The following is a 19,393-nucleotide window of genomic DNA, read 5'->3' on the forward strand; positions in this document are numbered from 1 at the left end:
AATATAGATTATTTTTTTCATTTAGTCTATATATGGACTTACTGTTCCACCATAAACCGGATGTCGTCTTTCAAGGCAGTAATGCGGGCCTCGAGGTAATGATCGTTTCCTGCCAGCTTTTTAGCCACGTTCAGCTGCCGCAGGGCATCCCGTGACCGTCCCTGCAGCAGATTACACTGGGCCTGGGTAAAATAGGCATAGCCTTTCTGCCTGGAGGCAGCCTGCGCCTGGGCTAAGGTTTCGCACAGGGGGAGGTCGCGTTTGAATTGACGAAATCCCTTTAACAGGATGGCGGTAGCCTGTTCGGGCTGTCCAGCGGCAAGAAGGCCCTCGGCATAAGCCATCAGCGCGGCGTAATTCTCGGGGTAATTGGATTGCAGCTCCTTAAGTCGTTTTAACGCCGTATTAAACTGCCGATTGCCTGCCTCGGCTTCGGCCATGGCCACCTGATAAAAAAGATTGTCTTTGTTTTCTGTGGTCAAACGGGTTAATTGAAGTTCGGCATTGCCAAATTGATTGGCCTTCATCAAGGCCAGGCTCTGCCCATACTGACAGGCCGCTGCAGTATTATGCCGCCGACATTCATTCTGATAATAATCCAGCATCTGTTTGCTGTTTTCCGCCAGGCTGTTGCGGATGAGTTCTTTAAACAAATGATAATCAAGGCTGTCGGGGTAATTTTTATGGTTCACGTTGCCGCTGCGATTCTCTGCTTCGGCGATACGATCGTCATCCAGCGGGTGGGTGCGTAAAATGGCAGGAATGTTGTCCGTGTAATAATAGCGGGTGGCTTCCTGCATTTTTTTAAAAAAACCGGCCATGCCGCGGGGATCAAAACCCGCTTTCATGAGCATGGCAATGCCGATACGATCCGCTTCTTTCTCATTAGCACGGGTAAAATTGATATTGTCCTGGGCAAACCCGGTAATCGACGCCATCATGGCGCCGCCGGCAAGCGTTGGGTTGATGGCGCCTAATGCCACGGCGGCGAGCATGGAGGCCAGCATGGGGACACGCATCTGCTTTTGATGTTGAATCATACGATAAAGGTGGTGCAGCCGGACGTGGGCAATTTCATGCGCCATCACCGCGGCCAGTTCATTTTCATTTTGGGTGGCAAGAATCAATTGGGTATTGATGCCTATATAACCGCCGGGACCTGCGAAGGCGTTAATTTCATTGGATTTAACAATAAAAAAATAGGGCAGCGGCATGCGGGCAAACTGAGATAAGCGTTTGCCTAAATGATTAATGTATTGGGTTGCGAGCGGGGTGCGGACCACGAGATCCGATTGATTAATCAATTGCCTGAATTCCTTTTCAAGCTCCTCAAGCTCACTGGTCGAATAGGGGCTGAATGCCTGCGCTGTGTGGTTGCCAAGGCCCATGGACATGATAATAACCAGCGTGAGCGCATGACGGATGAATCTCCCTGTAACCCTTTGAAAACGGCGTGTCATTCCTCATCCTCTCGTTGATATCCGGGAAAAACCATGGATTATAATAAAACAGTCCGTCAACCATGGCAAAAATTTAACATAAATCCCTGACAAACCGAGGGATTCCCCCGTGTTTTCATGATCAATACTACTCAGAAATTGAATAATTTGTTATCATGTTTGGATTTTTAGAGTCATCGGTTTAACTATGCACAATTCCTTTATGCTTAAAGCGCTTGATCAGGCAAGGTTAGGCAAGGGTTTTTGTGCACCCAATCCCAGTGTCGGCGCCGTGGCGGTGCGCGAGCAGGCGATTATTGCTGCCGGGTATCACGCCGGGGCAGGCAAACCGCATGCCGAGCAGGAGGTGCTCAAGCAATTGTCGGGCAATCTGGGGGAGGTGACTTTGTATGTCACCCTCGAGCCCTGCAACCATTGGGGAAAAACGCCGCCTTGTGTCGAAGCCATTATTCAGGCAGGCGTCGGGCGGGTTATTTACGGCTTTGCCGACCCCAACCCCCTGGTGGCTGCCAATAATACCCCTGCCTTGTTACGTCAGCACGGCATTGAGGTCATGGTGTGTCCTTTGCCTGAAATTGATGCGTTTTACCAAAGTTACTCTTATTGGACACTCACGAAAAAGCCCTGGGTTACCGCGAAAATAGCGCAAAGCCTCGATGGCAAAATAGGGGGGCCAAACGGTGAAAGGGTGCTGCTTTCCAATGAGGCCTGTGCTGAGTTCACTCACACACAGCGCCTTCACAGTGACATTCTATTAACCACGGCGAAGACTATCCGCAGCGACAATCCCCGTCTGGATGTGCGCTTGCCCGGGTATACCTGCCCAAAGCCCATTGCAATCATTGATCGTAACCTTGGCTTAACGGCCGATGCGGCTGTTTTTACGACCGCTGAGTATTGCCATGTTTTTCACGACGAAACGGTCGACGTCAAAAAACCCCTTCCTCGCTGCACCTACCATGCCATCAGCAGCCGCGAAGCCGGGCTGGATTTAAGTGCCGTGATTGCCCGGCTCGGGGCTTTAGGCTATCACGATGTCTGGGTTGAAGCCGGCGGGCGGTTGTTTTCCGCCCTGCATGAGCAACACCTGGTAAATACCACGTTTGTTTACCTCGTGCCTGAAGTATTAGGTGAATCCGCAGGCAGTGGTTATCATGGCGGTCAGATTTTAAAGGGCAGACGTTCCGTCTCGTGGCAGGCGAAGGAAGACAATATGATATTGCGTCTGGATTGGTTGGAGAAGTGATGTTTACCGGACTCATAGAAGAAAAAGCGCAGGTAATAAGTAACGAACCGGCTTCGGGAGGCAGGCAGCTCTGCCTGCATTCACCGTTTAAGGCGCTGCAAAGCGGTGAGAGCATTGCCGTGAACGGCGTATGCCTGACTTATAAGTCTGAGGACGCTTCGGGGCTGATTTTTGATGTTTCACCCGAAACGCTGGCTAAAACAACCTTAAGCGAACTGAAAGCAGGGGATTTAGTCAATCTCGAACGCGCCATGCTGGCGCATACCCGCTTTGGCGGCCACTATGTCAGCGGCCACGTCGACACGACAGCCTGTCTGGCCGGAATGAAAAGCGTGGGTGACTATTACGAAATTGAAGTGAATGATTTTGGTGCGGATGCCCGGCTGTACCTGCTTCCCAAGGGCAGTATTACTCTGGATGGCGTGAGCTTGACCATTAACGCGGTAACCCCGGACGCAATTCACCTGATGCTGGTGCCGCATACGCTCAAGGTGACGACCCTGGGAGACCTGAAACCCGGTCATCGGTTTAACGTGGAATTTGATTATTTGACTCGAATTGTTGCTCATCAACTCAGCATTTCGGGCCAGTTAAAGAATGAGGTTTATTCATGACGAGTCCTTTTGCCAGTATTGAGCACGCAATCGAAACGTTAAAGGCAGGGCGCATGATCATGCTCCTTGATGATGAAAATCGTGAAAATGAGGGGGATCTGGTGATTGCAGCGCAACATGCCACACCAGAAGCCATCAATTTCATGTCACGCTTTGGACGCGGTTTAATCTGCCTGCCCATGGCGGGTGAACTGATTGATAAATTGCAGTTGCCCATGATGGCTGCCCATAACCGCTCGCCGTATGGCACGGCGTTTACCGTTTCAATTGAGGCTGCCCGCGGGGTTTCAACGGGCATTTCCGCCAGTGATCGTGCCCACACGATCAAGGTGGCTATTGATGCGGCCAGCAGCCCGGCTGATATTATTTGCCCGGGTCATGTTTTTCCGCTGCGCGCGAAAGACGGCGGTGTATTAAAGCGACAGGGCCAGACTGAGGGCAGTGTCGATCTGGCAAGGCTTGCCGGACTGACTCCGGCCGCGGTGATTTGTGAAATCATCAACGATGACGGCACCATGAGCCGCCGTGATGAACTCGCCTTTTTTTCACAGCAGCACGACATTCCCATGGTCACTATCCGTGATCTGATCGATTACCGCATACGCCATGAAACCCTGGTGGATGCCGCTGCAGAAACCACCATTCCCCTGCAGGATCACGGGCCTTTTTCCATGACCGTTTTCAGTAACGAACTGGATGATGCTGAACATTTTGCCCTGGTAAAAAAGCCGGCAGTTGCCAATCAGGTTCCTTTGGTGCGCATTCATTCCGAGTGCATTACCGGGGATGTGTTTGGTTCCTGCAAATGCGATTGCGGCGCGCAATTACAGCGTTCCTTAAGTCTGATTGCCAAAGAGGGCGGTGTGCTGATTTATTTGCGTCAGGAAGGGCGCGGTATTGGTTTGGCCAATAAATTAAAAGCCTATGCCCTGCAGGAACAAGGTCTGGATACCGTGGATGCCAACTTAAAACTGGGATTTCCGGCCGATAACCGCGACTATGCCATCGGTTTTCAGATTCTTAAGTACCTGGGCATTGATGTTCTGCGCTTAATCACCAATAATCCGCAAAAACTTGACGGCATCAGGAAGTTTGGCTTAACCATCAGCGAACGTGTGCCTTTAGCCATTGAGCCTTCAAATGAAAATCGTAACTATTTAAAGACCAAGCAAACCAGGCTGGGTCACTTAATGACTGTGGACTAGGATGACTGAATGAAACTGATTGATGAAACGACGGCTGAACGAAGCCCTTCTTTTCCAGTGGCTTTAGTGGTAAGCCAGTTTAATCGCGATGTAACCGCTGAATTAAAGAAAGGCACGATTGAGCGCTTATTGCAGGCAGGATTTCATGCCAGTGATTTACTGATTGTGGAGGTGCCAGGCGCTGTTGAAATTCCGCTTGCTGCCAAACGCCTCGCGGCAAAAGGGCAGGTGCAAGCCATTATTGCTCTGGGCGCTGTCATTCGCGGCGAAACCACGCATTATGACTATGTCTGCGAACAGGTCAGCAATGGGTGTCAGCGGGTAGCGCTGGATTATAATCTGCCGGTTGTTTTTGGGGTATTAACCACTGAAAATGAGGCGCAGGCCTGGGATCGCCTGGGCGGTCGGCACGGCCATAAGGGATGGGATGCGGCTGATTGCGCGATAGCCATGCATACTATCCTTAAACAACTTTAAACGCGCGACTTTAAGCGGGCTGATTAGGATTTATAGCGGCTTTTAATAAAAAAGTGTGTTATTTATGCTCTTCTTTTGCTAAAATTAAATCCCGTTTATATGCAAACTTAATTACTTCGCCATCCAGGCGGACAGCATTCCAAACGGGGTCACTTATGACAAATTATATCTTCATCACTGGCGGCGTAGTTTCTTCTTTAGGTAAAGGCATCGCAGCCGCTTCATTAGCCGCAATCCTTGAAGCACGCGGTTTAAGCGTCACCCTTATTAAACTTGATCCCTACATTAACGTTGATCCTGGCACCATGAGTCCTTTCCAGCATGGGGAAGTGTTTGTGACGCATGACGGCGCAGAGACGGATCTTGATCTTGGTCATTATGAACGCTTTGTTCGAACAACCATGACGAAAAGGAATAACTTCACCACTGGAAAAATTTACGAGACGGTGATTAAAAAAGAACGGCGCGGGGATTACCTCGGGGGAACTGTTCAGGTGATTCCGCACATTACCAACGAAATCAAGCATTCAATTAAGATGGGCGCGGAAGGTTTTGACATCGCCATGATTGAAATTGGCGGTACGGTCGGGGACATCGAATCCCTGCCTTTCCTTGAGGCGATTCGTCAGATGCGCATGGAGTTGGGAAGCCAGCATGCCCTGTTTATTCATCTGACCTTAGTTCCCTATATCCCCACCTCGGGAGAAACCAAGACAAAGCCTACCCAGCATTCCGTCAAGGAACTCCGCTCCATCGGGATACAGCCTGACATCCTTATCTGCCGTTCTGAAAAGGCATTGTCCATGAGCGATCGGGAAAAAATTGCCTTGTTCACCAACGTCGAAAAGGAAGGGGTCATCTCCCTTGAGGACGCCAAAACCATTTACCAGATTCCGATGATTCTGCATGAGCAGGGGCTGGATGAAATCGTGGTTAAGAAATTGAATCTTGAGTTAAAGCCTGCTGATTTAAGCGAGTGGAAATCGGTGGTTGAAAAGCAGGCCATGCAGAACAAGACGATTAAAGTCGCCATGGTGGGTAAATACACGGAATTGAATGACGCTTACAAATCCATTAACGAAGCCCTGTTGCACGCCGGTATTCATACCCAGACTAAAGTAGAAATTGTTTACATCGATGCCGAACAGATTGAAAAGCAGGGCATTGATCAGTTAAGCGGGGTGGATGCCATTTTAGTGCCAGGCGGTTTTGGTCCCCGAGGCATCGAAGGCAAAATTCGCGCCATTCAGTATGCGCGTGAGCAAGGTGTGCCTTTCCTGGGCATTTGCCTTGGCATGCAAACGGCTGTTATTGAGTTCGCCCGCCACGTCGCGGGACTGACCGGTGCCAATTCCACTGAATTTGACAGCAAGACGCCTCATCCTGTCATTGGTTTAATCAGCGAATGGGCGGAAGCCGATGGCCGTATCAATGTCCGGGATGAACATACCGACCTCGGCGGCACAATGCGCCTTGGCGCCCAGGCGTGTCTGCTTGACCCTCAATCGCTGGCTTACCGCGTTTATGAAAATAAAGAACAGATTATGGAGCGTCATCGCCACCGTTATGAAGTGAATAATCAATACATTGACCAGTTGACTCAGGCTGGATTAGTCATTTCCGGACGTTCAGGAGATAAACTGCTGGTTGAAATGATTGAGCTGCCTAATCATCCCTGGTTTATTGCCTGTCAATTCCATCCCGAGTTTACCTCCACACCGCGTGATGGCCATCCGCTGTTTAAACAATTTGTATTGGCGGGACGCAACTATCACCAAGAAAAGGATAAAGCATGAAGTTATGTGGTTTTAAAGCTGGGCTGGATGCCCCATTGTTTTTAATTGCGGGTCCATGCGTCATCGAAAGCGAGAGCATGGCGCTTGAGACTGCCGGGTATTTAAAGGAACTCTGTCACGAATTGCAATTACCCTTTATTTACAAGTCGTCGTTTGATAAAGCCAACCGTTCGTCAGTGAGCAGCTACCGTGGACCGGGTTTTGAAAAAGGCTTGTCCATTCTGGAGAAAGTAAAACAGCAGATCGGTGTGCCTGTGTTAACCGATGTGCATGAGGATACCCCCTTACTGGAAGTGGCGAGCGTGGTTGATGTGCTGCAGACACCGGCCTTTTTATGCCGCCAGACCAATTTTATCCAAAAAGTGGCCGCGATGAACAAGCCGGTCAATATAAAAAAGGGACAGTTCCTTTCGCCCTGGGAGATGAAACACGTGGTGGCTAAAGCCAAGGCCACGGGCAATGAGCAAATCATGGTGTGTGAACGGGGGGTGAGCTTTGGTTATAACAACCTGGTTTCTGACATGCGTTCTCTCCAGATCATGCGCGAAACCCAGTGCCCGGTGATTTTTGATGCGACCCACTCCGTGCAGTTGCCTGGCGGCAACAATGGCATGTCGGGCGGCCAGCGTGAGTTTGTGCCTGTTTTAGCCAGAGCCGCAACGGCAGCCGGGATATCAGGTCTTTTCATGGAAACTCACCCTGATCCGGACAAGGCACTGAGCGACGGACCGAACAGTTGGCCGCTGGATAAAATGAAGCCTTTACTGGAAAGTCTGATGGCCCTGGATCGCGTGTTTAAAAGCAGTCCCGAGTTGTTTTAATTACAACAACTCAAGAGGCGAGGGAGTCGTCACATAAACTCCCCCCTCGCCGTGAGAGGTCGCCCACGGCAAAAGCCTGTTTACTCCCTTTATTTCATGTAATCAACCGGCTGGGGAAAGCTGATGAAATTTTTAGTGATTTGCTTTTCCCTTGACTGATTCGGATTAGCCCCGTTACACCATTGACTGGATTTGGGGTGTTTCTGACCGCGTTTATCCATCACAGTACAGCTCGCCTTATCCACTATCTCGGACTTGTTAAATGGGCATTGGGATGGATTGGCCGAATCAGGGCATTTGTCGAATTTGGCGTTAACGACAAAGGTATACACATTGTCGTTGACGTCAGTGAAGCTGACCTTGATGGGGTAACTGGCTACATTACCCACCCTAAAGCCGGCAATCTGACTGTTGCCGGGCATGATGACATTCTGGTTCACTTTAGTGCAGGACAGGTTGGCAGGATCCTGATTAAAAGTACAGACGCCGTATTTTTTTAACAACGGCGTGCTGATTTTATTCACCATCACCTGAGGCACGCCCATGGCAACTGAAAAACCATCAGCATAATTAAACTGATGCCTGTTTTCGAGTCCACCTGGACCTCCCACCGTAAAAATCAGTCCATCGCCCAGCTCGCTCATAAAGCCCACTGCATCATCCACTGAAAACCCATAGGCATCCATGGCGAGGTAATCGGGTGCATGAATCAATTTAACGTAAGGGTTAAAAAGAAACGGGTTGTCTGCGGTTCCCTGGTAATTGTATTGCAGTTCATGGATGTACATGGACTGAATTTCGGCATGCCCCTTGCCATCCACTTTCGCCGTTGAAGCCAGAGGATTGGCAGCCGCACCGCAGCCCTCATTGAAGGGCACCCAACCGTAAATGTGCTTCATGGCTTCCCAGTAGTTAAAGGGGACGGGTTTCGTGACATTTTTATCCAGTTTGCACTGGCCGGCATTGAACATGGCGACATATTGGGTGTGATTTTGCTTGAAAAACCGTTGAACAAGATCAAATTTCTTCTGCAAATCCTCAGGACAGTTCACCTGTTCCTTGACGTATTGGCTTATGTCTTCATCCCATTTGACGCAGGAGCCCCAGAGGTTCTGGATCCGTTGCACGGCCTGACCAAAATGAAGCGATTTTTTCTCGTCCTCGCTGCATTGATCGCCTTGCGATTTATCCTGGCATTTTTTAACAGTTAACACGGGCGGGAAGCCGTCTTTCGGTTTAACCGGAGCATTGTCCGTGGGGGGAAGAGTGCCAAATCGCTGGGCGAATATATTGTATCCGCCCGGCAGCTTTAATTCGTCAAGGTTATAGACTGGCCAGCCATTGCCAATGTCGGTATTTAAAAATTGTTCCAGGTGATTCCTGAAATCCGATAACAACTGTGTCGAGCCGCTGTAACCGATGTAGGGGTTATTTTTAGGGCCAATGGCAATAGGGAGGTACACGTGATCCACATAGGAAATGTTGTATCCAACATTTTCCGGTTTTAAAAGCCGGACACTCTGGCCCGGGGGAATGATGGAATCCCCAAAGGTGAATTCGGAGAGCTGGGCATAAATATTCTCAGGAAATTGCGTGTCGCTTGAATAAATGGTCAGAGTGCATACGGTCCCTTTCCCAGAACAGGAGACGCCTTCTGCCTTGGCACTCAGGAGCTGGTCGCCGGCATTACGCAGGTTTTCTGATTTATCAGCGAGCACAACGCGCCCTCCATTCCACCAGGTAATGTAGTTGCCTTTGGCAATCGGACTGAACAGAGGCAGGGTGACGGTCACCGATGAGCCGGGTGCGATGCCCTGATCCTCATTGACATACAATTTATACACTTTATTGGTGGGGTAAGGCGAGGACGTGCGCAGGCAGCCTTGAATCCATTCATTCACGGCGTTTTTACTGGTGGAGATGACCGGATAAATGACGGTTTCTGAATTATTATAAACCGTGATGGTTTTGGGTTTGACGGTAAATGACTTGTTATCATAATCTTTGCATTCGACCGCATAGGCGCTGGAAAGTAAGGACAGAGTGATACAGCTTGTTGTGGCAATTAATTTAATCATGGAGCTGCTCTGTTATTTATGTGTCAGGTTTAATATAGCACAGAGCGTGTTTTTTAAGAGCAAGCGGCCAGTGTCTTTACAAAAAATTTAGTTTTCTTTGGGAAATAAAGGCGGGCATAAGAAATTGAAATAACAGATAAATTTGGCGGAGAGGCAGGGATTCGAACCCTGGGAAGGTTGCCCTTCAACGGTTTTCAAGACCGCCGCAATCGACCGCTCTGCCACCTCTCCGACAGTGCGAAATAGTATCGTAAGCCCAAGTGCATTGCAAATTATTTTTTATGAAATTGCGAAAGAAAAGAGTGGGCAATTCACTCTTTCCAGAGTTCGCAAATTGTTGCAGGATGGGTATAATGGGCGGCATTTGCAAAGTATTGCCGTCTCATGGCGGCGAGCGTTTTACAGGGTGTTAATAAATGAAACAATTAAAAGCGATAGTCCTGATAAGCCTGATTCTATTTCTGGGTGCCTGTTCCAAATGGGGACGCGATGATGACGACAATGGCCCCTACAAGGGCATGAGCGCCAAGCAGTTGTTTGATCAGTCAAAAGACGCGATTGCCAAAGGGCAGTATCAAACCGCTTCCAAACGTCTCGAAGCCCTGGAATCCATGTATCCTTTCAGTGAATACGCTGAGCAGGCGCAACTGGATTTGATTTATGCCTATTACGAGAATGGCGATTACGCATCAACTGCCGCCACGGCGGACCGCTTTATTCACCTCTATCCACGCGCCGAGCATGTGGATTATGCCTATTACATGAAAGGTCTGGCAAACTTTAATCAACCACGCGGCTCCTTTGCCAATGTTATCCCCCTGGATGAATCCATGCGGGATGCAGGCACCCAGGCGCAGGCTTACAGTGATTTTGCAGCATTAATCGAACGTTTTCCCAACAGCCGTTATAAACCCAATGCCCTGCAGCGCATGATTTATTTAAGAAACACTTTTGCGCAAAGGGAACTGAATGCATCAAGGTATTTCTTTGAGCGTAAAAAGTACGTGGCCGCGGCCGAGCGTGCCAGCTATTTAGTTAAAAATTACCCGCAAGCGCCTGCCGCTCAGTCCGGGCTGGTGTTGCTGTATAAATCCAACCTGGCTCTGGGATTAACAAAAGCAGCGGCAGATGCTCTGGCGGTTTACAATGCCACCTACCCGAACCAACCACTCAATGACAGCGCGCTCAGTTAAAAAAAGGCTTCGTCAGGCAGCCTGTGGGCTGTTGGCTTTGCTATTCAGCGGCCAGGGTTGGTCCAGCCAAACCCTGACTGCTGAAGACATCCCTTCCTTACGCCGTGACTACCAGCTTTACCAGGCCTGGTCTTTAGGCAGAAATTATTATTTTGGCACCACGGTGAAAAAGGATCGTACCATGGCGCTTGCCTGGCAACTGATTTATGTCAGCTTATTGCCTGAACGGTATCCCGATAAAAACACGCTGCTGTCTTTATACCAACAGGGCTTATCCAGTTCCCAGCACGCTGAAGCAAAAAACATGGCTGCCAGTCTTAAGGAGAAATATCACCTGACTGACGCCTTGAGTGAAGAGCAACTGGCTGTAGCCTATCGTGTTCGCGATGAAGTGAATGCCTGGGATAAGGTGGATCTGGATTTGCCGCCCCAGGCAGTCAGCGCACACTTTAACCATTGGGTGCAATGGCTTGCCGATCGGGGCAACAGAGCGTTGGCTTTGAGTATGGATGAACAAGCCAGTCAACTGAACCGGGAGAAAAAATTCCCCATCGTGTATGGGCAAGTGGTCATTCGGGGGCCCGAACCCATGGGCATGGTGCAGAGCAATGTATCCTTGGGTCCGGAGGGTTATTTTGTGACGCAGGCAGCCGATCATTTGCTTACATTCGCGCTTCCTGGCTATCAATCCGTTGTTATTCCAGTGGATAACCGGTCGATTCAGCGTGTGGGTCCTGTGGTGATGGTAAAGCGTTCACACAGCCAGGGCACTGGGGTCGTGGGCCGTGTGCTTCCCTGGCGTGGACTTCAATACGGTAATATTGTATTAACCCTGGATGAGACCAATACCATCAAACAATCCGACCCCTGGTATCACCCTGTCATACCATTAACCGTCACACCGGCTGGTGAGTTTTATGCGACAGGGCTGGTGCCGGGAAAATACCATCTCTACATCACTACAGCCGGGGTTTCTACCGCCATTCAATTTACGGCGAAAGAAGGGGAAATCCGTGGTCTGTCGCTGATTGATTTACGGACCAGGGCAGGGCAGAGTACAGCAGGGAAAGCGTAAACCTCCCTGCTCATGCTGCTATGCGGGACACTCTTCTTTTTCGAGGGATGGAGCAATGCCGCTTGTGGCTTTTTGCTGAAGACCATTCATCAGGTCATTGGTTAAGGCACGCAATTCGCCGCAAAGTAACGTGAGGGCAGCGTCGCGTTGCATGTAGTCTTCTTCAAGTTGAGTGATGTCATTGAATTCATCAATAAGGTAATCCAGGCATTTCAAACGTTTGAACGTCAATTCATGGGTCAGAGTCAATTGGATACGCTCATTCCAGATTAATGAAATTTCTGCGGCGACCAAACCCTGCGATAACAACGTAATAATTTCTTCGGCAGGCAATTCATAGCCTTTGCAATTGACCCGTTTTTTTTCATCACCCGGAGAAAAAAGCAGGCAGTCGGAAGCTAACTGGAAGGGGCTGGGCAACGAGCCCGGCTCAGCAATCCATTCAGCAAAACGTGCTGCTAAATTTTCAGGATGAAACAAGGGTTCCAGTTGAATCCCGGGTACTGATTTGCGCAGCAGGGCCAGGAGTTGGGAGGCTTGATTTTCGCTGGCTGTGTTGATAATAAGACGTTGGCAGCTTGTGTCAAGCAGGGCTGGCAAGCGTTTTTGGACGCAAAATGATTTGGGCAGCAGTTCAAACTCAAGATCTTCCGCCAATTGGGCTTTTTCAGCGCGTTTAATCGAACGGCCCTGTTGCGTTTCCAGAGCTTGGATTTTTTCAGCCAGGAGGCGGTTGATGACGCCTCGGGGCAGGATGCGTTCTTCTTTACCCAGGCAAAGGTGACTGACACCGGCCACTTCCTGAACCAGTTCATCCTGATAAGCCGGCAGCCAGCCATAAATAAATCGGGCATGGGGCGGGCAGGGTTTTAAACGTTCTTCACTCAGTGCGGCATTGAAGTCGACTGGTTCTTTTAATTCGTAGTTATAGATGAGGGCATTACTAAACCACATGATTGTTCCTTATCAGCAAAAAGGCGATGCTACCATGTTTAAGGGACGCTTCGATAGGGTTCGAAATCCAGATGACGAAATGGATATCGCCTGCACAGGCAAACTAAAGGCAAGTCTTGCCAACCCGAAGGCTGGCAAGATTTTCATTAGGGGATCCTGGCGGTCACTTACCAGTAGGCATTCAAAGCCAGCACATAGGATGTGAACTCACCCGTGTCCTTACCGGCGGCGCTTTTCCATACGCCGCCGATTAAACCGATGTTCTCATTGAAGTTGTATTCAATGGCCGGTGCGTAGGTAATCTGATCGACAGTACCATGGCCTAAAGGCGCAGGGAGTCCCGTGGCGGTGGTGCCGGGGTTGCCTCTGAAGGTTGTTGCCTGACGGTTAGCGACATACCCCTCCAATACGGCGACCCAATGCTGGGTCAAACTGAGTTCACCCGCTAAATCCAGACTGACCAGATCACCTGGATCCAGGGTGGCATCGGTGTCCAGAGCACCGCCGAACGTGTTGAAACCACGCAGCCTGACATCATTGGCGTGCATGTAAGCCAGACTTAAACGCGTCCGCAGGTAAATGGTGTCATTAAACGGCTTTAAGTGCTGAAAATTAAGCGCTAAAGCGGTCTGATAGCTGCCAATCCCGGACGCGTCGGTGCCATTGGCAAACGGACTTAAATGTTCATATTGACCGGTGGGCAGGGTTTCCTGAACAGTGAAACGCAGATCAGGACGCCATTTGGAGTCCTTTTGTTCAAGCACCTGATAGCCTAATGTCACGGCCGTGTCGCTGACTTTGTGCGAGGAACTCCCGCGGAAGCGGTTGAAGGTATAAGGCAGAATAAACTGAATATCCAGCCGGTCGGTTAAACCATGCGAAAAAATAGGGTTAATAATGGTACTGATATTGGCTGGCGTATGCGTCAATTTCCAATGCTTGTCGTAAACCCCGTCATTGTCATTGTAAAACAGATAGGTTTCGAGATTGGTATGGCCTTTAGGGATAGTATGGCCAGAGGGAGCTAGCAAAGGACCGGTGTACCAGGGGCCCGCCATCGCTACTTTACAAAACAGCAGGCTGGCTAAAATGGAGACTGGTTTAGTAAAGTTAGCTTTCATAATACACCTCTTGTTATAATAATGGCCTTGCGGCGGTTAAATACTCTGGTGTAGATTAGCCCACTTTTCATTTTTGGGAAATAGTTAAATGAATGCTTCAGTTGTACTTGAACAGAGCAAACAGTCCAGTATCTTGCGTGGACACCCCTGGATATTTCCCAAGGCCATTGCCAAAACAGTCGGCCACCTGCAAACCGGTGAACTGGTGTCTATCCTTAGCGCCGAAGGGGAGCGTGTAGGGACGGGTGTTTATAATGAACACTCCCTCTACCGTGTCCGGGTACTGGCTCTGGCGTTTGAAAAAATCGATTGCTCGTCGTTTACAAGCATTGTTAAACACCGGCTCCGGCAAGCCATTACCCTGCGGCAAGCCTTAAACTTACCCAATGAGGCCACCAATGCCTACCGCCTGTTTAACAGTGAAGCCGATGGCTTGTCGGGTTTAACCATTGATTGCTTCAATACCTGTTGTGCCATTTCCAGCTCAGCGTATTGGGTGGAAGCGCAGCGGCGCGACATCATTGCCTGCCTTCAGGAAATCATGCCCTGCGATGAGGTGATCTGGCTTTCGCAGAGTAAACCCTTGAGTCAGGACGGCTGGGAGGCGGAAGCTGAAGCCGTGAATCCGCGGGTAACGGAAATTGTCGAGGGCGGAGTGCGTTTCGAGATTGATTTTTCAACCGCACAAAAAACCGGCTTGTTTATTGATCAGCGGGAAAACCATCAGCGCATTGCCGCACTGGCCAAAGGCAAAAAGGTACTCGACCTGTATTCCTACACGGGCGGTTTTGCCTTGCATGCGGCTAAAGCAGGGGCCTTGAAAGTCACGGCTGTTGACAGCTCCAAACCCGCCATTGAGCAAGCGATCCGCAATGCCCGATTAAACGCGGTGAACCAGGTGGAATGGATTGCGGCGGATGCGCGCGACTACCTGGCTCAGGCAGGCAAGTATGATTTGATTATCCTTGATCCGCCAAAGCTTGTGCCTTCCAGACGTGATTTGAATCGCGCTAAAAACTATTACCGCTTCCTGCACCGCGAAGTATTCAAGGCCATGACGCCAGGGTCGCTGTTGATGACCTGCAATTGTTCATCGGCTTTGTCAGCCCAGGAGTTTGCAGCCCTTGCCGCCAGTCAGGCGGCCATGGTCGGTAAACAGGTTCGGCTATTGGGCATTTTTGGACCGGCAAGTTGCCATCCCACGCTGCCATCCTTCCCCGAAGGCAATTACCTGACTGCGGTGTTGCTGGCTGTGGTTTAATCCGATTCGACAGGGTAGTTGTTCAGCACAGTCAGTACACGGCGGGTAGCGGTGAATTGATTGCCAAAACGGTCAATGCCATCCTGCCGCATTCTAGGCGCATGATCCCGGATGTAATTGTGGTAATGGTCTTCGCTGGCTAAGTAATAATGCACGACCAGTGTGCGGTGTTCAGCCTTCTGTGACTCGATGTCCAGGGAGACCTTGGCTTTAAGAAACCCCTCAAAGCCAAGCAGTTCCTCAACATGGGGTTTTAACCACCCCATAAACGCTTCAACAATGGCCGCATCGACCGTTAAATTGACTTCATAAATCAGCATGAAAAAATCCTTATTGGTTGTGTCGTTTTCCGTTTCGTTCTTTAAGGCAGTTGAGCAGTTCATAAAAACTGACGTCACAGGCGTTAAGCAGTACGAGCAGATGATAGAGCAAATCCGCACTTTCATTAACCAGTTCAACGCGATCGCCTTTGACTGCCGCAATGACTGTTTCAACGGCCTCTTCGCCGACTTTCTGCGCACAGCGCGAGGTGCCGCTCAGCAGCAATTGCCGGGTATAACTCGATGAATCCGTGGTGGCCGCGCGTTGCTGGATAATCGCAATCAAGGCTGCTAAAAAAGCAAGCGGCGTGTCTTTTGACAGTTGAAAACAGCTGGTAAAGCCCAAGTGACAGGCTGGTCCTTCAGGCCGAACCTGAACAAGAAGCGCATCCTGGTCACAGTCGGTACTGATTGCCATGACCGTCATGGTATTGCCGGAGGTTTCGCCTTTCTGCCACAGGCGTTGTTTACTGCGGCTGTACAGGGTGAGCCGCTGTGTCGCAAGCGTTACCTGCAGGGCTTCTTCATTCATGTAACCGAGCATCAAGACCTGTCCATCCTCGTGATGCTGCACAATCACCGGCAGGAGTCCTGCCATCTTTTGCCAATCAAGCGGTGTCGATAAATTGTTTAACATGGCCGCACCTCAATGTTGTGTTGAGCGAGTTTGTTTTTGACGTCTGCAATGCTTACCCGCTGCTCATGAAAAATGCTGGCGGCTAGGGCGCCGTCTACCCGGCATTGTTGAAAGACCTCGACGAAATGATGTGCATCGCCAGCACCTCCGGAGGCGATGAGCGGAATGGAAAGCAGGTCGCGTGCGGCGATCAATTGCACCCGATCATACCCGGTGCGCATGCCATCGGCACGCATGCAGTTCAACACCACTTCGCCTGCCCCCCGCTCCTGCACTTCCTTTAACCAATCAAAGGTCTTGCGGCAGGCGTTTTGGCTTTTACTCTCGTCCCCTGTGTATTGGTAAACGTAATAATCGCCGTCAACCCATTGGCTGTCGATGCCCACCACCACGCATTGACTGCCGAAGGTGTGGGCCAGTTTATCAATTAAATCCGGTGTTTCAAGCGCTGGGCTATTGATGGAAATTTTATCCGCGCCGGCATTAAGAATGCGGCGTGCCTGATCCAGGGTACGGATTCCACCCGCCACAGTGAAGGGGATGGTCAGGGTGGCGGCAACCTGATTGACCCAGTTTTCAGAAACCGGGCGCTGGTCGCTGCTCGCGGTGATGTCGTAAAAAACCAGTTCATCAGCCCCCTGATCACTGTAACAGGCAGCCAGTTCAAGAATATCGCCAACCACACGGTGATTACGAAACTGCACGCCTTTCACCACCTGATTGTTGCGTACATCAAGACAGGGAATAATGCGTTTAGCTAACATACGACGGCCTCCATCAGGGCAGTGCGCAAATCAAAATCCGTTTCATAGAGCAGGCGGCCCAGGATGGCGGCAGACAGGCCGAGAGTTTTCAGTCTGTCTAAATCCTGTTGGTGCCGAATCCCGCCAGACGCTTGCCAGGCAATGTCAGGAAATCGTTGGACGGCTTCTTCATAGAGCGCAAAGTTCGGGCCTGACATCATGCCGTCCTGGGCAATGTCGGTGCATAAAACCTGTTTGACACCCTGTTGCCGGTACCGCTCAATCACATCCCACAATGACAAGCCGGTGTCAGTCTGCCAGCCATGAATAGCGGGTCTTGGAATGCCTTCCACCAGGCGGACATCGACAGCCAGGACAATGTTTTCGGCTCCGCAGTAGTGAATGATTTGCGACGCTTTGGCCGGATCACTGACGGCAATGCTGCCAATCACCAGTTCGCTCACGCCTAACTCAAGGCAGGCCTGGGCGGCTGCCAAACGGCGTATACCGCCGCCGACCTGCAGGCGGGCGCCCACGGTTTGCAACGCTTTGATAACCGACAACTGCTGAATGGCCCCGGATTGGGCGCCATCCAGATCCACGATGTGCAGGCGTCTCGCCCCTTGCTGGCAGTAGTGCTGCGCTAAAGCTCGAGGTAATTGGGGATAAACCGTGGTCTTACTGAAATCACCTTGTTGCAGGCGCACACAGTGGCCTTGCTGAATATCAATGGCAGGAATGAGTAACATCATGACTCCAACTTTAAGAAATTAGTAAGTAAGGTCAAGCCCGCTTGGGCTGATTTTTCCGGATGAAACTGCATGCCAGAAACAGTTCCCTTTTGAACTACCGCAGTAAAGCGTTCGCTGTAGTGACAATAGGCCGCGGCACACTCACTGTCAAACAGGGCATAGCTATGGACAAAATAGACATAGTCTTGTGGCGTCAGCCCTGAGGCTAAAGGCGTGTTCCTGCACCAGTGCAGTTTATTCCAGCCCATGTGCGGTACCGGGCAGTTGTCTCTGGCAGGCAAACGTCTGATTCGGCCGGGCAATAATCCGAGCCCTTCAATGTCGCCTTCCTCACTGTGTTCAAACAATAACTGCATGCCCAGGCAAATGCCTAACAGCGGTTGCTTAAGCTGTCGCAGGGGTTCAATTAAACCCTTGTCTGCCAGCGCCTGCATTCCGGCTTTCGCCGCGCCCACGCCGGGTAAAATCACGTGACTTGCCTCGGCAATCACGGCCTGGTCGTGAGTCAGGCAATAGGCATGGCCCAAACGACTCAGCGCATTGCCTAATGAGGTCAGGTTATTGCCTGTGGCATCGATGACAGCAATCATAAAACACCTTTGGTGGTTGGTAAGCTTAAACCCTCAACAGCCATGGCCTGACGCAGGGCACGGCCTAAGGCTTTAAAGCAGGCTTCAATCATGTGGTGGTGGTTTTGCCCTTTGACCTGAATGTGAAGGCTTGCCCCCAGCGCGCTCGCCAGCGACTGAAAAAAGTGCGGGACCATTTCGGTAGCCAACCCTCCGACAGCTTCGCGGGTAAACGGCGCATCAAAGGTACAATAAGCACGGCCGCCCAGGTCAATTGCCAACGAGGCCAGGGATTCATCCATAGGCAGGGTAAAGCCATAACGGGCAATGCCGCACTTGTTGCCCAAAGCCTGTTTCAACGCCTCGCCGAGAATTAAGGCCGTATCTTCCACCAGATGATGTTCATCGACGTGGGTATCGCCGTTTGCCTCCAGTTTAAGGCTAAAACCGCCGTGGCGTGCCACCTGTTCCAGCATGTGGCTGAAAAAGGCAATCGGCGTGTCAATCCGGCTGTCCTCGTCACTGTCTAAGGTTATTTGCAACGCAACAGCCGTTTCGCGGGTACGGCGGGTCAGCGATACTTGTCGGGTTAATAGTCGGGTCACAACCTGATTCCAGCCCTGGTTCTGATTAATCGGCAAAAAGGAAACGCCCAGATTGTCGGCCAATTGCCGATCCGTTTCCCTGTCGCCAATGACCCAGGCATTGCTTTTGTTGAGCCTGCCGCTTTGGAGGTAACGGTCAAGCAGGCCGGTCGCTGGTTTTCGACAAGCACAGGCGTCTTCGTCGCGGTGCGGGCAAATGAGGATGTCGCTAAAGACTATGCCCTGCGATTGAAACAGCGAAAGAATAAAATCATGGCATGACTGAAAATCCTCGATGGGAAAAGAGGCGGTCCCAAGCCCATCCTGATTGCTGACCATCACCAGTTGAAATCCGGCCTGCTGAAGACGTAAAAGGGCTGGGATAACGCCCTCAGTCAAACGGATTTTCTGCAGCCTGTCCACCTGAAAATCAGACGGCTCTTCAATGAGGGTTCCGTCTCGGTCAATAAAAAGTATTTTTTGCATA

General features: G+C 50.6%; 19 protein-coding genes and 1 tRNA gene. 9 read left to right on the forward strand and 11 right to left on the reverse strand.

Going from position 1 to position 19,393, the window contains the following annotated elements:
* Window positions 1–38: 38 nt before the first annotated feature.
* A complete protein-coding gene (locus Lrub_RS00995) occupies window positions 39–1,394 on the reverse strand; it encodes a M48 family metalloprotease (RefSeq protein WP_237760724.1) in 1,356 nt (451 codons plus the stop codon).
* A gap of 253 nt (window positions 1,395–1,647) precedes the next feature.
* On the opposite strand from Lrub_RS00995, the gene ribD reads away from it, so the two are divergent.
* The 6 genes from ribD to kdsA all read left to right on the forward strand — a co-directional run bounded on the left by ribD (window position 1,648) and on the right by kdsA (window position 7,619).
* Entirely contained in the window at window positions 1,648–2,706 is a 1,059-nt protein-coding gene (gene ribD, locus Lrub_RS01000) for a bifunctional diaminohydroxyphosphoribosylaminopyrimidine deaminase/5-amino-6-(5-phosphoribosylamino)uracil reductase RibD (protein WP_058530340.1), read from the forward strand.
* Entirely contained in the window at window positions 2,706–3,320 is a 615-nt protein-coding gene (locus Lrub_RS01005; protein WP_058530341.1) for a riboflavin synthase, read from the forward strand. The genes ribD and Lrub_RS01005 overlap by 1 nt, the downstream gene beginning before the upstream one ends.
* Entirely contained in the window at window positions 3,317–4,525 is a 1,209-nt protein-coding gene (locus Lrub_RS01010) for a bifunctional 3,4-dihydroxy-2-butanone-4-phosphate synthase/GTP cyclohydrolase II (protein ID WP_058530342.1), read from the forward strand. The genes Lrub_RS01005 and Lrub_RS01010 overlap by 4 nt, the downstream gene beginning before the upstream one ends.
* A gap of 9 nt (window positions 4,526–4,534) precedes the next feature.
* A complete protein-coding gene (gene ribH, locus Lrub_RS01015) occupies window positions 4,535–5,002 on the forward strand; it encodes a 6,7-dimethyl-8-ribityllumazine synthase (protein ID WP_058530343.1) in 468 nt (155 codons plus the stop codon).
* Between the two features lie 155 nt (window positions 5,003–5,157).
* The gene (locus Lrub_RS01020) at window positions 5,158–6,798 is read left to right on the forward strand and encodes a CTP synthase (protein ID WP_058530344.1); all 1,641 of its coding nucleotides are present in this window, start codon (window positions 5,158–5,160) and stop codon (window positions 6,796–6,798) included.
* Window positions 6,795–7,619, forward strand: coding sequence for a 3-deoxy-8-phosphooctulonate synthase (gene kdsA, locus Lrub_RS01025; RefSeq protein ID WP_058530345.1), 825 nt, complete (start codon window positions 6,795–6,797; stop codon window positions 7,617–7,619). The genes Lrub_RS01020 and kdsA overlap by 4 nt, the downstream gene beginning before the upstream one ends.
* Before the next feature lie 89 nt (window positions 7,620–7,708).
* Here kdsA and Lrub_RS01030 read toward each other — a convergent pair whose 3' ends face one another.
* Both Lrub_RS01030 and Lrub_RS01035 read right to left on the reverse strand, forming a co-directional pair.
* Window positions 7,709–9,697: a hypothetical protein gene (locus Lrub_RS01030; RefSeq protein WP_058530346.1), complete on the reverse strand. Its 1,989-nt coding sequence runs from the start codon at window positions 9,695–9,697 to the stop codon at window positions 7,709–7,711.
* Between the two features lie 143 nt (window positions 9,698–9,840).
* Window positions 9,841–9,928, reverse strand: a tRNA-Ser gene (locus Lrub_RS01035).
* 185 nt (window positions 9,929–10,113) lie between these two features.
* On the opposite strand from Lrub_RS01035, the gene Lrub_RS01040 reads away from it, so the two are divergent.
* Together Lrub_RS01040 and Lrub_RS01045 are read left to right on the forward strand one after the other, a co-directional pair.
* Window positions 10,114–10,890, forward strand: a complete 777-nt coding sequence (locus Lrub_RS01040) for an outer membrane protein assembly factor BamD (protein WP_058530347.1) — start codon at window positions 10,114–10,116, stop codon at window positions 10,888–10,890.
* On the forward strand, window positions 10,871–11,965 hold the full coding sequence (locus tag Lrub_RS01045; RefSeq protein ID WP_058530348.1) for a hypothetical protein: 1,095 nt from the start codon (window positions 10,871–10,873) through the stop codon (window positions 11,963–11,965). The genes Lrub_RS01040 and Lrub_RS01045 overlap by 20 nt, the downstream gene beginning before the upstream one ends.
* 18 nt (window positions 11,966–11,983) lie before the next feature.
* Here Lrub_RS01045 and Lrub_RS01050 read toward each other — a convergent pair whose 3' ends face one another.
* Together Lrub_RS01050 and Lrub_RS01055 are read right to left on the reverse strand one after the other, a co-directional pair.
* A complete protein-coding gene (locus Lrub_RS01050) occupies window positions 11,984–12,919 on the reverse strand; it encodes a recombination-associated protein RdgC (protein WP_058530349.1) in 936 nt (311 codons plus the stop codon).
* A 167-nt stretch (window positions 12,920–13,086) separates the two neighbouring features.
* Complete coding sequence (locus Lrub_RS01055; protein WP_058530350.1) at window positions 13,087–14,040, reverse strand: hypothetical protein; 954 nt, start codon at window positions 14,038–14,040, stop codon at window positions 13,087–13,089.
* 88 nt (window positions 14,041–14,128) lie between these two features.
* Between Lrub_RS01055 and Lrub_RS01060 the strand changes: the two genes are divergently transcribed.
* Complete coding sequence (locus Lrub_RS01060) at window positions 14,129–15,301, forward strand: class I SAM-dependent rRNA methyltransferase (protein ID WP_058530351.1); 1,173 nt, start codon at window positions 14,129–14,131, stop codon at window positions 15,299–15,301.
* On the opposite strand, the gene Lrub_RS01065 is transcribed toward Lrub_RS01060, so the two are convergent.
* From Lrub_RS01065 to hisB, 6 genes are read right to left on the reverse strand one after another with little or no spacing between them, the layout of a single operon-like run.
* Complete coding sequence (locus Lrub_RS01065; RefSeq protein ID WP_058530352.1) at window positions 15,298–15,621, reverse strand: DUF4286 family protein; 324 nt, start codon at window positions 15,619–15,621, stop codon at window positions 15,298–15,300. The genes Lrub_RS01060 and Lrub_RS01065 overlap by 4 nt on opposite strands.
* A gap of 10 nt (window positions 15,622–15,631) precedes the next feature.
* Window positions 15,632–16,258: a bifunctional phosphoribosyl-AMP cyclohydrolase/phosphoribosyl-ATP diphosphatase HisIE gene (hisIE, locus tag Lrub_RS01070; RefSeq protein WP_058530353.1), complete on the reverse strand. Its 627-nt coding sequence runs from the start codon at window positions 16,256–16,258 to the stop codon at window positions 15,632–15,634.
* Window positions 16,252–17,022 carry an imidazole glycerol phosphate synthase subunit HisF gene (gene hisF / locus Lrub_RS01075; RefSeq protein WP_058530354.1) on the reverse strand — a complete coding sequence of 257 codons (771 nt, stop codon included), beginning with the start codon at window positions 17,020–17,022 and terminating at the stop codon, window positions 16,252–16,254. Before hisF ends, hisIE begins: the two co-directional genes overlap by 7 nt.
* Window positions 17,016–17,753, reverse strand: a complete 738-nt coding sequence (gene hisA / locus Lrub_RS01080; RefSeq protein WP_337589120.1) for a 1-(5-phosphoribosyl)-5-[(5-phosphoribosylamino)methylideneamino]imidazole-4-carboxamide isomerase — start codon at window positions 17,751–17,753, stop codon at window positions 17,016–17,018. Before hisA ends, hisF begins: the two co-directional genes overlap by 7 nt.
* A complete protein-coding gene (hisH, locus tag Lrub_RS01085; RefSeq protein ID WP_058530356.1) occupies window positions 17,750–18,343 on the reverse strand; it encodes an imidazole glycerol phosphate synthase subunit HisH in 594 nt (197 codons plus the stop codon). The genes hisA and hisH overlap by 4 nt, the downstream gene beginning before the upstream one ends.
* Window positions 18,340–19,392: a bifunctional histidinol-phosphatase/imidazoleglycerol-phosphate dehydratase HisB gene (gene hisB / locus Lrub_RS01090; RefSeq protein ID WP_058530357.1), complete on the reverse strand. Its 1,053-nt coding sequence runs from the start codon at window positions 19,390–19,392 to the stop codon at window positions 18,340–18,342. The genes hisH and hisB overlap by 4 nt, the downstream gene beginning before the upstream one ends.
* Between the last annotated feature and the right edge of the window lies 1 nt (window position 19,393).

Source organism: Legionella rubrilucens, assembly GCF_001468125.1.
Taxonomy (GTDB): domain Bacteria; phylum Pseudomonadota; class Gammaproteobacteria; order Legionellales; family Legionellaceae; genus Legionella_C; species Legionella_C rubrilucens.